Annotated in this window: 14 protein-coding genes; 13 read left to right on the forward strand and 1 reads right to left on the reverse strand. The window is 70.9% G+C overall.

Translation table 11 applies throughout. From position 1 onward, the window contains the following. Window positions 1–8: 8 nt before the first annotated feature. The 11 genes from folE to lysS all read left to right on the forward strand — a co-directional run bounded on the left by folE (window position 9) and on the right by lysS (window position 8,837). Window positions 9–596, forward strand: a complete 588-nt coding sequence (gene folE, locus MK786_RS08555; protein WP_191765278.1) for a GTP cyclohydrolase I — start codon at window positions 9–11, stop codon at window positions 594–596. Beyond that, entirely contained in the window at window positions 593–1,435 is an 843-nt protein-coding gene (gene folP, locus MK786_RS08560; protein ID WP_241111805.1) for a dihydropteroate synthase, read from the forward strand. Before folE ends, folP begins: the two co-directional genes overlap by 4 nt. After that, window positions 1,408–1,782, forward strand: a complete 375-nt coding sequence (gene folB / locus MK786_RS08565) for a dihydroneopterin aldolase (protein ID WP_241111806.1) — start codon at window positions 1,408–1,410, stop codon at window positions 1,780–1,782. The genes folP and folB overlap by 28 nt, the downstream gene beginning before the upstream one ends. Beyond that, entirely contained in the window at window positions 1,779–2,312 is a 534-nt protein-coding gene (gene folK, locus MK786_RS08570; RefSeq protein ID WP_241111807.1) for a 2-amino-4-hydroxy-6-hydroxymethyldihydropteridine diphosphokinase, read from the forward strand. The genes folB and folK overlap by 4 nt, the downstream gene beginning before the upstream one ends. After that, window positions 2,309–2,803, forward strand: coding sequence for a DUF3180 domain-containing protein (locus MK786_RS08575; protein WP_241111808.1), 495 nt, complete (start codon window positions 2,309–2,311; stop codon window positions 2,801–2,803). Before folK ends, MK786_RS08575 begins: the two co-directional genes overlap by 4 nt. Further along, window positions 2,748–3,329 (forward strand): PH domain-containing protein, encoded by a 582-nt coding sequence (locus tag MK786_RS08580; RefSeq protein WP_241111809.1) that lies wholly within the window; start codon window positions 2,748–2,750, stop codon window positions 3,327–3,329. The genes MK786_RS08575 and MK786_RS08580 overlap by 56 nt, the downstream gene beginning before the upstream one ends. After that, on the forward strand, window positions 3,326–5,164 hold the full coding sequence (locus MK786_RS08585) for a PH domain-containing protein (RefSeq protein WP_241111810.1): 1,839 nt from the start codon (window positions 3,326–3,328) through the stop codon (window positions 5,162–5,164). Before MK786_RS08580 ends, MK786_RS08585 begins: the two co-directional genes overlap by 4 nt. Beyond that, complete coding sequence (locus tag MK786_RS08590) at window positions 5,154–5,867, forward strand: DUF2520 domain-containing protein (protein WP_241111811.1); 714 nt, start codon at window positions 5,154–5,156, stop codon at window positions 5,865–5,867. The genes MK786_RS08585 and MK786_RS08590 overlap by 11 nt, the downstream gene beginning before the upstream one ends. Further along, entirely contained in the window at window positions 5,864–6,712 is an 849-nt protein-coding gene (gene panC / locus MK786_RS08595) for a pantoate--beta-alanine ligase (protein ID WP_241111812.1), read from the forward strand. Before MK786_RS08590 ends, panC begins: the two co-directional genes overlap by 4 nt. A 41-nt stretch (window positions 6,713–6,753) precedes the next feature. Further along, a complete protein-coding gene (locus MK786_RS08600) occupies window positions 6,754–7,167 on the forward strand; it encodes a hypothetical protein (RefSeq protein WP_241111813.1) in 414 nt (137 codons plus the stop codon). Between the two features lie 140 nt (window positions 7,168–7,307). Then, complete coding sequence (gene lysS, locus MK786_RS08605) at window positions 7,308–8,837, forward strand: lysine--tRNA ligase (protein ID WP_241111814.1); 1,530 nt, start codon at window positions 7,308–7,310, stop codon at window positions 8,835–8,837. A 113-nt stretch (window positions 8,838–8,950) separates the two neighbouring features. Here the strand turns inward: lysS and MK786_RS08610 are convergent, their stop codons facing one another. Then, window positions 8,951–10,138, reverse strand: a complete 1,188-nt coding sequence (locus tag MK786_RS08610) for a DUF4192 family protein (RefSeq protein WP_241111815.1) — start codon at window positions 10,136–10,138, stop codon at window positions 8,951–8,953. Window positions 10,139–10,298: 160 nt separating this feature from the next. Between MK786_RS08610 and MK786_RS08615 the strand changes: the two genes are divergently transcribed. Beyond that, the gene (locus MK786_RS08615; RefSeq protein WP_241111816.1) at window positions 10,299–10,505 is read left to right on the forward strand and encodes a hypothetical protein; all 207 of its coding nucleotides are present in this window, start codon (window positions 10,299–10,301) and stop codon (window positions 10,503–10,505) included. A 58-nt stretch (window positions 10,506–10,563) separates the two neighbouring features. After that, window positions 10,564–12,030, forward strand: coding sequence for a cardiolipin synthase (gene cls / locus MK786_RS08620; protein ID WP_241111817.1), 1,467 nt, complete (start codon window positions 10,564–10,566; stop codon window positions 12,028–12,030). Window positions 12,031–12,154: the final 124 nt, after the last annotated feature.

Genomic DNA, 12,154 nt, shown 5'->3' on the forward strand with positions numbered 1-12,154 from the left:
CTCCCGTCATGGCCGTCGACCGAGAGCGCGTCGCCGCGCTCGTGCGCGAGCTGCTCGAGGCGATCGGGGAAGACCCGGATCGCCCCGGGCTGAAGCTCACCCCGGGCCGTGTGGCCGACGCGTACGCGGAGTTCTTCGCCGGGGTGGGTGAGGATGCCGCGGCCCCGCTCGCGCACACCATCTCGGTGACCCGGGGGCCGGCGCCCGAGACGCTTCCGTCCGGTGCCGTGATGGTGCGCGACATCCGCTTCCGCTCGATCTGCGAGCACCACCTGCTGCCCTTCCGCGGGCACGCGCACATCGCGTACCTTCCCGGCGAGCAGGTCGTCGGGCTCGGCGCCCTGCCGAAGGTGGTCGACATCCTCTCGTCGCGGCCGCAGGTGCAGGAGCGGCTGGGCGAGCAGATCGCCGACGCGATCGCCGGATCACTCGACACCCGCGGCGTGCTGGTCGTGCTGGACGCCACCCACGAGTGCGTCACGATGCGCGGAGGACGACAGTCCGATGCCTCGACCGTCACGATCGCCGCTCGCGGAGAGCTCGCCGAGCCGGCGGCGCGCGCCGAGCTGATCGTGCTCCTCGGGAGCCGCGAATGACGCTGGTCATGGGCATCGTGAACGTCACGCCCGATTCCTTCAGCGACGGCGGCCGGTTCCTGGATGCCGGTGCCGCGGTCGCGCACGGGCTCTCCCTCCGGCAGCAGGGCGCGGACATCCTCGACGTCGGCGGCGAGTCGACCCGGCCGGGCTCCGAGCGTGTCGCCCCGGGCGTCGAGCAGGAGCGCGTGCTGCCGGTCGTGCGGGCACTCGCCGGGGCGGGTGCCTATGTCAGCATCGACACCATGAACGCCTCCACCGCAGCGGCCGCCGTCGAGGCGGGCGCGCGCCTGGTGAACGACGTGTCGGGCGGACTCGCCGATCCTGACCTGCTCGCCGCGGTCGCGGCATCCGGCGCCGACATCGCCCTCGGTCACTGGCGCGGGCCGTCGGCCGACATGTACGCCCGTGCCGCGTACGCCGACGTCGCGGCCGAGGTGATCGCGGAGCTGAGCGGTCGAGTCGATGCCGCGGCTGCTGCCGGCATCCCGCCGTCACGCGTCATCGTCGACCCGGGCATCGGGTTCGGCAAGAAGGGCGAGCAGAACTGGGCGACGCTGCGGGCCACGGAGCGCATCGCCGCCATGGGGCATCGCGTGCTCGTCGGCACGAGCCGCAAGCGGTTCCTCGCCGAGACGCTCGGTGCGGCCGGCGGCGATCCGTCCGAGGTGAGCGAGCGCCGGCGCGACCTCGCGACCGCGGTGACCAGCGTGCTCGCCGCGCAGGCGGGCGCATGGGCGGTGCGTGTGCACGACGTGGGCGCGACCCGTGATGCGCTGCGCGTCGCGACGGCGTGGGAAGGGGAGAGCCGATGGGCGGCGCCGACGAGATCACTCTGACGGGGCTCCGCGTCTTCGGGCACCACGGCGTCTACGACGAGGAGCGTCGCGTCGGGCAGGACTTCGTGGTCGACGTCACGCTGCGGCTCGACACGCGCGCGGCGGCGGCGACCGACGACGTGGCCGACACCGTGCACTACGGCGAGCTGGCCGAGCAGATCGCGGCGATCGTCGGCGGCGAGCCGGTCGACCTGCTCGAGACGCTCGCCGCCCGCATCGCCGATCAGGTGCTCACGTCCGAGCTCGTCGACAGCGTGCGCGTGACCGTGCACAAGCCGTACGCGCCGATCGCGCTCTCGTTCACCGACGTCGCCGTCACGATCGAGCGCGCGCGGAGGCCCCGATGAACCGGCGTCTGGCGCAGGGGTTCCAGGGCGACGCAGCGCACACCGACCGCGCCCCCGTGGTCGCGGTGGTCGCACTCGGTGCGAATCTCGGCGAACGCGCGGCGACGATGGCGGCGGCGATCGAGGCGCTGCGACGCCTGCCGCTCGTCGACGCGGTGCGCGCGTCGGAGCCGGTCGAGTCGGTCGCGGTGAAGCCGGATGGTCCGGATGCCTCGGCCCCGTCCTACCTCAACACCGTCGCGCTCGTCACCACGCGGCTGGCCCCGTCGGTGCTGCTCGCGTATCTGCACGCGATCGAGACGCATCACGGCCGGGAGCGCCGTGAGCGGTGGGGCGACCGCACGCTCGACCTCGACCTCATCGCCTACGGCGACCTCCGCAGCGACGACCCCGATCTGCTCCTTCCGCATCCGCGCGCCGCCGAGCGCGACTTCGTGCTGGAGCCGTGGCTCTCGATCGATCCCGAGGCGACGCTCCCGGGCGCCGGCCGGGTCGAAGCCCTGCTCGCGAAGCTCCGAGGGGACCGATGAAGCGCACCGGAGCCGGCATCCTCCTCGCCGCCGCCGCCCTCGGCGTCGCGGCGGGATTCCTCCTCGACCAGGTGCTGACGTCGTCGGGGCGTGCCACCTTCACGCCTGCGGTCACCCTTCCGATCCTGCTGGTGATGCTCGGCGCGGTGGTCGTCGTGCTCGCGGTGCCGATCCGGCAGGCGACACGCGGCTCGGCGTCGAGGATGGTGAACCCGTTCCGCGCCGTGCGCGTGGCGATGCTCGCGAAGGCGGCCAGCATCGTCGGCGCGGCGATCGGCGGGGTGGCGCTCGGGCTGCTGCTGTTCCTCGTGACCCGACCCGTCGTGCCGTCGATAGGCTCGATGGCGACGGTGATCGCGACGGCGGTCTGCGGGGCCCTCCTCGTGGCCGCCGCGCTCGTCGCGGAGCATCTGTGCACCATCCGGAAGGACGATGATGACGAACACCCCGGCGGGGATCCCGGACTCGAGCCCCGCATCCACGGGCACTGACCCGGCGGCCGGAGGCTACAGCAGCCTGGCCGAACCGCGTTCCGAGAACCGCCTCGTGCTGGAGTCGGGGGTGTGGCACCAGATCTCGCCGAAGTACGTGCGGGTGCAGTTCATCTCGACCGGCTCGTTCCTGCTGATCGTCGTCGCGGCAATGCTCGTGCTCACGCTGCTGATGCACCAGACCTGGGCCTGGATCCCGGGCGGAATCCTCACGGTGGTCCTGGTGTGGACCCTCGCCATCCTGCCTCGCCAGGCTCGCTCGATCGGCTATCAGCTGCGCGACGACGATCTGGTGTTCCGCCGGGGGATCCTGTGGCAGCGCTTCGTCGCCGTGCCCTACGGCCGGATGCAGCTCGTCGACATCACGCACGGCCCGCTCGACCGTGGCTTCGGCATCGCGCAGCTCAAGTTCGTCACCGCCGCGGCGACGACGGGTGTGGTGATCCCCGGGCTCGAGCAGCAGACCGCCGAGACACTGCGCGATCACCTCATCGAAGTCGCAGAGAGCCGGCGCACGGGACTATGACCGATCCGACCCCGTCGCACGACGCTCCGCCGCAGGAGCTCGTGCGCTCGCCTCTCAGCGACGGCGAGTGGCATCGCCTGCATCCGCTCACGCCCCTGCTGCGCGGCGGGCTGTTCCTGCTCGTCGTCATCGGCATCGTGGTCGCGAACCTGCGGGACCGGCTCGTGTTCCTGTTCCTGCCGTGGCTCGCCCCCGAACTCGGCGACGAACTCGGCGACGAGGTCCGCGAGTGGGAGGGCACCGGCGACCCCGTCGACTTCATCATCGCCAACAACCTCTACGTCCTGGCGCTGCTCGCCGTCCTCGCCGCGCTCATCGTGATCGTCGCGGTGTTCTACACGTCGTGGCGCTTCCACACGTTCCGGATCACCGACGACGACGTCGAGGTGCGCAGCGGCATCCTCTTCCGCACCCAACGCCGTGCTCCGCTCGACCGGGTGCAGGGCGTGAACCTCACACGGCCGATGATCGCCCGGCTCCTCGGCATGGCCAAGCTCGAGGTGGTGGGCGCGGGGACCGACTCGAACGTCAAGCTGGAGTACCTCTCGACTGCGAACGCCGAAGCCGTGCGCGCGGACATCCTGCGGCTCGCCTCCGGCAGAAGACTTGCGGATGCCGCGTCCCACGCCGCGCCGGCGCGTCCGGCGGGCCGCGTGGCCGCGCTCGGGCAGACCGTGGGCAGGGAGCTCACCGGCCTCATCGAAGGACCTGAACTGCCGGTCGCGGTGCCGGACTCGGTCGTCAACATCCCGGTCGGCCGGCTCGTGGCATCCCATCTGGTGAGCATGTCGACGGTGGGGCTGCTGGTCGCGGCCGTCGCGATCGGCGTCGGGGTCTCACAGGGCGTGACGTGGCTGCTGTTCGGCTTCGTGCCCGCGATCATCGGTTTCGGCGCCTACTGGGTGCGCTCGATCGTGCGGTCGCTGCGGTACTCGATCGCGCCGACGCCCGACGGCGTGCGCATCACGTTCGGGCTGCTCACGACGATCACCGAGATCGTGCCGCCGGGTCGCATCCATGCCGTCGAGGTGACCCAGCCGATCCTGTGGCGGCCCGCTGGCTGGTGGACGATCCGCATCAACCGGCTCACCGGGCGCAGCGCGACCGATGCCAACACCGACCAGTTCACGACGGTGCTGCCGGTGGGCACGTCCGCCGACGTCGAGCGGGTGCTGCGGCTGGTGCAGCCGCACGTCGCCGAGACCGAGTGGCCGCTGATCGTCGAGCAGGGCGTGCTCGGGCCTCGCGACCGTGACTCCTTCACGAACTCGCCGCGCCGCGCATTGTGGATCAGGCCGTTCTCGTACCGGCGCAACGGCTTCCGCCTCACCCCCGACGTGCTCCTGCTGCGGCGCGGGGTCGTGTGGCGCAAGCTCGCGATCCTTCCCCTCGCCCGCCTGCAGAGCATCGGACTGCACCAGGGGCCGCTCGACAGGCTGACACGCGTCGCATCGCTGCGCGGCCACGTCGTGAGCGGGCCGGTCTACGCGCACCTCGCCGCGATCGATCGTGACGAGGCGCTGCGGCTGTTCGACGACGTCGCTCAGGCCACCGTCGACGCGGCGGGAGGGGACCGCTCGCACCGATGGGCGGAGGCCGAGCTTGATCAGGCGACCGCGCCGCTCGCCGGGCCCGGTGCGACGGATGCGGGGAACGAGCGGGCCGACGAACCCGACGGGCCGGCAGCGCCCGCCACCGGATCGCCCGCCGAGCCGGCGGCCGGGGCTGAGGTTCCCGCGGCGCGGACCGCCTCCGGATCGCCCGCCGAGCCGGCGGCCGGGGCTGAGATTCCCGCGGCGCGGACCTCCTCCGATGGGAGCGCGCATGAATCGTGACGGCCGCCTCGGCGTCGGGATCATCGGCGCTGGTCGCGTCGGCCCCGTGATCGGCGCGGCGCTCGCCGGTGCGGGGCACGCGATCATCGGGATCACGATGGGCTCCGACGCTGAGCGCGTCGAGGCGATCCTTCCCGGGGTTCCGGTGCTCGAGGCGACCGAGGTCGTGCGGCGGAGCGAGCTCGTCGTGATCGCCGTTCCGCATGACCAGCTCGCCGGGCTCGTGGCGGGCCTCGCGGCCGTGGGCGCCTGGCAGCCAGGGCAGCTCGTGCTGCATACCGACGCCGCGTACGGCACGGGGGTGCTCGCACCGGCCATGGCGCAGGGCGCCATCCCGCTCGCCGTGCATCCCGCGATCGTGTTCGCGGGCACGTCGATGGACCTGCGGACGCTGTCGACCGGGTACGCGGCCGTGACGGCGCCCGGACCGGTGCTGCCGATCGCGCAGGCGCTCGCGGTCGAGCTCGGCTGCGAGCCCGTCGTGGTCGCCGAGGACGACCGCGCGACATACGCCGAGGCGATCGCGGCAGCGACCGAGTTCTCACGGTCGATCGTGCGCCAGGCAGCCGGGCTGCTCAGCCAGGCCGGGGTTCCCCACCCTGCGGCGTTGCTCTCCGGGCTCGTGCACACCACGGTCGACCACGCGCTCGCCGCTGCGGGTTCCGGGGATCCCGGCGAACCCGCCGATACGATCAACGGATGATCAGCACCGCCGACGAGCTGCGCGCCCGGCTGGCAGACGCCAGAGCCGCAGCTCCGCAGGGGACCCGGATCGCGCTCATCTCGACGATCGGCGCTCTCCACGACGGCCACATCGACCTCGTCCACCGCGCACGCGAAGTCGCCGACATCGTCGTGGTGTCGGTCTTCGTCAACCCACTGCGGTTCGCCACCACGGCGGAATTCGCGGCGTACCCGCGCACGCCCGGCGAGGACGCGAAGCTGCTGGAATCGCTCGGCGTCGACGTGGTCTTCATGCCCGACGCCGCCGAGCTGCTGCCGAACGGCACAGCCACGACGAAGGTGAGCGCCGGCGATCTCGGGCTGCGTTACGAGGGCCGGGCGCGCCCGTTCTACTTCGACGGCCTGCTCACGGTCGAGGCGAAGCTCCTCAACCTCGTGCGCCCTGACGTCGCGGTCTACGGCGAGCGCGATCCGCAGCGCATCTTCCTCGTGCGTCGCATGATCCGGGACCTCTGCTTCGACGTCGAGGTGGCCACGGTCGAGACGGTGCGAGGCGACGACGGCCTGCCCGTGTCGACGCGCGTCGGCATGCTGGAGGATCGCGACCTCGCCGCCGCAGGCCTGCTGCCGGCCGCTCTCGATGCCGCGGCGTCGAACGCCGACCGCGGCGTGGACGCCTGCATCGCCGCGGCGCAGTCGACCCTCATGGGCGAGCCGCGGATCCGTCTGGAGTACCTCAGCGTCGTCGACCCCGAGTCCTTCCTCCCGGTCGACGAAGGCCACCGCGGCCCTGCGCTCGCGCTCATCGCGGCGAGCGTGGCCGGGCACCGGTTCATCGACAACGCGCAGATCTACATCGACTGAGTAGTGGAGCACTGGCCGCGCGGATCGGGGAGACTGGACCCATGTGGGACACATCGCGTGAGACGCATCCGCTGACCACCGTGCTGCCCGAGACGAGCTGGATCCACTCCGAGCTCCTCGCCGCCTGCCGCAGGGTCATCGCCGTCACCCGCACCACCGGGACGCAGACGTTCACCGGTACCACCTCTCGCGACGGGACGAGCCTCGCAGCGTTCGACGTCGTCTTCAGCAGCGATACCGCTGAGAACGTCCGCACCTCGCTCGTCCTCGACGTCCGTGACGACGCCGCACAGCGCACCCTCTCCACCGCGGAAGCGCTCGGCGACCTGTGCCACGGCGCCGCTTCCGGCGACAGCGATGCGCAGCAGTCCCTCCTGAACCTCGTCGGCGCCGACTACTACGCCTACCTGACTCGCTTCGCCCGCGAACACCCCGGATCCGGCGACTCCCCCTGACCCGCCGCGAGGCAGGGCCCCCGTTCCGACGCTCTCGCGGGTGAGCCACCGTCTCACCCGCGAGGATCCTGAGCGTGAGGGCAGGGACCGGCGAGGCCGCGCAGATAGACTTGGCGGCGACTTTTGCGAGGAGCCCGTCGATGACCGAAACGCCTGCGAACACGCCTGCCGAGACGCCTGAACCCACCGAAGAGGACATTTTCGAGCAGAAGGCCGTCCGTCTGGCCAAGCGTGAGCGGCTCATGGCGGAGCGGACGGATGCCTCGGGCGGTGCCTACCCCGTGAGCGTTCCGGTCACCGACACGATCCCCGCGCTGCGCGAGCGTTTCGGCGACCTGGAGGCCGGTGCCGAGACGGGAGTGACCGCCGCGGTCGCCGGCCGTGTCGTGTTCAGCCGCAACACCGGCAAGCTCTGCTTCGCCACGCTGCAGTCCGGCGACGGCAGCCGTCTCCAGGCGATGGTGTCGCTTGCTGCCGTGGGCGAGGAGTCGCTCCAGCAGTGGAAGGAGCTCGTCGACCTCGGCGACCACGTCTTCGTCGAGGGCGAGGTCATCTCCAGCCGTCGCGGCGAGCTGTCGATCATGGTGTCGACGTGGCAGATCGCTGCCAAGGCCGTGCTCCCGCTGCCGAACATGTACGCCGACCTGAGCGAGGAGAGCCGCGTTCGCAGCCGCTTCCTCGACCTCATCGTGCGCGACCGGGCACGTCAGACGGTCGTCGCGCGGGCGAAGGCCAACGCGAGCGTGCGCCAGACGTTCGCGGACCACGGATTCCTCGAAGTGGAGACGCCGATGCTGCAGGTGCAGCACGGTGGCGCATCGGCGCGCCCGTTCATCACGAACTCGAACGCGTTCGACACCGACCTGTACCTGCGCATCGCGCCGGAGCTGTTCCTGAAGCGCGCGGTCGTCGGCGGCATCGAGCGGGTCTTCGAGATCAACCGCAACTTCCGCAACGAGGGCGCCGACTCCACGCACAGCCCCGAGTTCGTCATGATCGAGGCGTACCAGGCGTACACCGACTACAACGGGATCGCCGACCTCACCCAGGAGATCATCCAGAACGCCGCGATCGCGGTCACCGGCTCGACCCTGGTCACGTGGGCGGACGGCACCGAGTACGACCTCGGCGGTCAGTGGGAGCGCCTGCCGATGTACGGCTCGCTCTCGGAGACGTCCGGTCGCGATATCACGCCCGAGACGTCGCTCGACGAACTCGTCGCGTTCGCGAACGAGGTGGGCGTCGACCTTCCGCCGCACGCCACGCACGGCAAGCTCGTCGAAGAGCTGTGGGAGCACTTCGTGAAGCCGGGCCTCACGCGCCCGACGTTCGTGATGGACTTCCCGATCGACACCAGCCCGCTCGTGCGGGAGCATCGCTCTATCGCGGGCGTCGTGGAGAAATGGGACCTGTACACGCGCGGCTTCGAGCTCGCGACGGGCTACTCGGAGCTCATCGACCCGGTCATCCAGCGTGAGCGCTTCGTCGAGCAGGCGAAGCTGGCCGCGCGCGGCGACCTCGAGGCGATGCGCATCGACGAGGAGTTCCTGCGAGCGCTCGAGCACGGCATGCCCCCCACCGGGGGCATGGGCATGGGCATCGACCGCCTCCTCATGGCCATCACCGGCCTCGGCATCCGTGAGACGATCCTCTTCCCGCTCGTCAAGTAGCAGAACGGCGGTCGCCCAGCCTCCCGCCGACACGCCCGGCACCGGCTGAGCACGGCGCGCGCTCACCGGGCAGGTCAGCGACACGCTCGGCACCGCCTCAGCACGGCGCGCGCTCACCGCGCAGACCGGCGGAAAGCCCAGTCCGGCAGGTGCCCGGCGTGCACGAAGGACCGGACGATCTCGCTGAGGCCATGCTCGGGCTCGATCGCGCACGCCTGCTCGGCATAGAGGTCGGCGTGCGTCGAGAGACCGAGCGCCCACGACAGCCACGCGCACATCGCGAGCGGTCCCGGACGAGACGCGCGCGGTGCCGCAGCCGCCGCGAACCTCACGAGCCGCAGCGCGCGTGCGAGACGGCCCGGGTCGGGCTGATCCCCTTCGCCCCACATGCGCATCGCGAGGTGCGTCGGATACTCCTCGCCGGACTCCCACCGCAGCTGCGCGTCGAACGCCTCGTCACCGGCGGTCATCGTCGCGCTCCACTGCACGAGGGCGATGTCGCGCAGCGACGGCCGCGACAGGCACCAGACGAGCATCGCGGCGTCGTACGGGCTCAGGTCGTCGGCATCCCAGTCCAGTGCGTCTTCGAACAGGCAGGGCAGATCGTCGAGCGCGCATACCGCAGCCAGCGCCGCCGGGTCGATGCGGTCGCCGCCGGCCGGGGCGACGTCATCGTCGTCCGGATCGCTGCCGGGCACGGCATCCGCTCCTCCACCCGGTCCGCACAGCACGTCGACCGCCCGCTCGAGCGATACGAGCGCGCGGGCTACCCGTTCGCTCTGCGCGGGTCCGATGCGGGGGAGCTCGGCGCCCGACGCCTGGTCGCCCGTCGCGGCCCCGCCATCGTCGCCCGGCCCCGCCTCATTCGCCGTCGAGAGGTCGAGGTCGGTGAGCGGCCGTCCGCCCGCGGGACAGTGCGGGTCGAGAAGGGAACCCCAGGCGTCCTGGGCGACGCACAGGGCGTCGGTCCACCGCAGCCCGCAGATGTCGGCGCGCCGCTCGAGCGCGCGCAGAAGGCCGGTGTGCGGCATCCGATTCCCGCCTGCGAAGGTCGCGTCGGTGAACGCGATCGCGGCGACGGCGTCGGCCTCGGGGAGACGGCACACCGTCCCGATGACGGTCGCCGCCACGCGGTCGACGGACTCGGGGTCGTCGTCGGGAAGGTCGAAGCGCATCGCGCCGATGCTGCGCGAACCGGCGAACGGGACCATCACGAGGCTGCGCGTGGGGACGTAGCCGAGCATGCGGGGGACGAGGGACAGGAACTCCGCGGCGCCCGCGGCTTTGACGATCGTGGTCATGGGTCGACTGTCGCGGCACGGGCGGGGTGAGCACGGAAGCCCATCGGCGACGGGGGATCGTCCACGCAGTACCCGGGGTTGGGGAGGAACCGCCGCCACCGGCGACCGCCGCCGCGAGCACCGGGAAACCGCCCCTGCGCCGGCCGCGTATCCTTGAGGCATGGACGATTACTGGGTCGCCGTCGTGTGGACGCTGCTCCCGACGATCGTCGTCAGCGCCATCTTCTTCTTCGTGCTGCGCAGCGTGATCCGCGCCGACCGCAACGAGCGCCGTGAATACGCCCGCGTCGAGGCCAAGGAGCGCGCGAAACTCGGGATGCCGCCCGCCGCGGCACCCGTCGATGCACCTGCCGCCTCCGAGCGCTGACCGCCGTCCCCACTAAGGTGGGGCTCACGCTGTCCGGGGAACGTCAGGAGCCACAAGAGTGATCACCGTCACGTTCGATGCGACGTGGTGGCTGGTGCTGGTCTTCGTCGTCGACCTGGTCATCCGCGTCGCCGCGATCATCATCGTGCCGCGCAACCGCCGCCCCACCGCGGCGATGGCCTGGCTGCTGGCCATCTACTTCATCCCGATCATCGGCGTGTTCCTCTTCCTGCTGATCGGCAACCCTCGCCTGCCCCGCAAGCGACGGCGCAAGCAGGAACGCATCAACGAGTACATCCGTGACACCAGCGCCTCGCTCGACTTCGGCACACTGCGCCCGCACGCGCCGTCCTGGTTCACGTCGCTGGTCACCCTCAACCGCAATCTCGGCGCGATGCCGCTCGCCGGCGACAACGCCGCCCACATCATCGGCGGCTACCAGGACAGCCTCGACGCGATGGCCGACGCCATCCGCGGTGCGAAGCGCTATGTGCACGTCGAGTTCTACATCTTCCAGTCGGATGCCTCGACCGCGAACTTCTTCCGTGCGCTCGAAGAGGTCAGCGCGCGCGGCGTGACCGTGCGCGTGCTGCTCGACCATTGGGCCAACCGCGGCAAGCCGTTCTACAAGCACACCCTCAAGCGCCTCGACGCCATGGGTGCGCAGTGGCGCCTGATGCTTCCCGTCCAGCCCCTCAAGGGGAAGTACCAGCGGCCCGACCTGCGCAACCACCGCAAGCTGCTCGTCGTCGACGGCCGCGTCGCGTTCACCGGATCGCAGAACGTCACCGACTCCACGTACAACCTGCGCAAGAACATCAAGCGCGGCCTGCACTGGGTCGACCTCATGGTGCGCATCGAGGGCCCGGTCGTGGCATCCGTCAATGCCGTCTTCCTGTCCGACTGGTACAGCGAGACCGACCAGATCCTCACCGACGAGATCGACCTCTTCGACGTCGAGTCCGGCCCCGGCGACCTGGACTGCCAGATCGTGCCGTCCGGGCCGGGGTTCGAGTTCCAGAACAACCTCAAGCTGTTCGCGGGACTCCTCTATGCCGCGCAGCGCAAGATCGTCGTCGTCAGCCCGTACTTCGTGCCCGACGAGGCGCTGCTGCTCGCGATCACGACGGCGTGCCAGCGCGGCATCCACGTCGAGCTCTTCGTGTCGGAAGAGGGCGACCAGGCGCTCGTCTATCACGCACAGCGCAGCTACTACGAGGCGCTCCTGCGGGCGGGCGTGAGGATCTGGATGTATCAGCGCCCATTCATCCTGCACTCCAAGTCGATGACGATCGACGACGAGGTCGCGATCGTCGGCTCGAGCAACATGGACATGCGCTCCTTCGGTCTCAACCTCGAGATCTCCATGCTCGTGCGCGGCGAGGAGTTCGTGCGCGAGATGCGCCGGATCGAAGACAGCTACCGCGCCCTGAGCCGCGAGCTGACCCTCGAGGAGTGGGAGAAGCAGCCGCTGCGCTCCACCGTGCTCGACAACCTCGCGCGGCTGACCTCCGCGCTGCAGTGATCACCCCTTCGGGGTGATTGTGACCAGCGCGTTACCGAGAACCGTGAGATCACGCGCCGATCTGCGACACCATATGGCTGACGGATGCCGCGGTCTCGGGCGTCCGCGCTGCTCAGGGAAGGAC

It is taken from the genome of Microbacterium sp. CFH 31415 (assembly GCF_022538185.1).
Classification (GTDB): Bacteria; Actinomycetota; Actinomycetes; order Actinomycetales; family Microbacteriaceae; genus Microbacterium.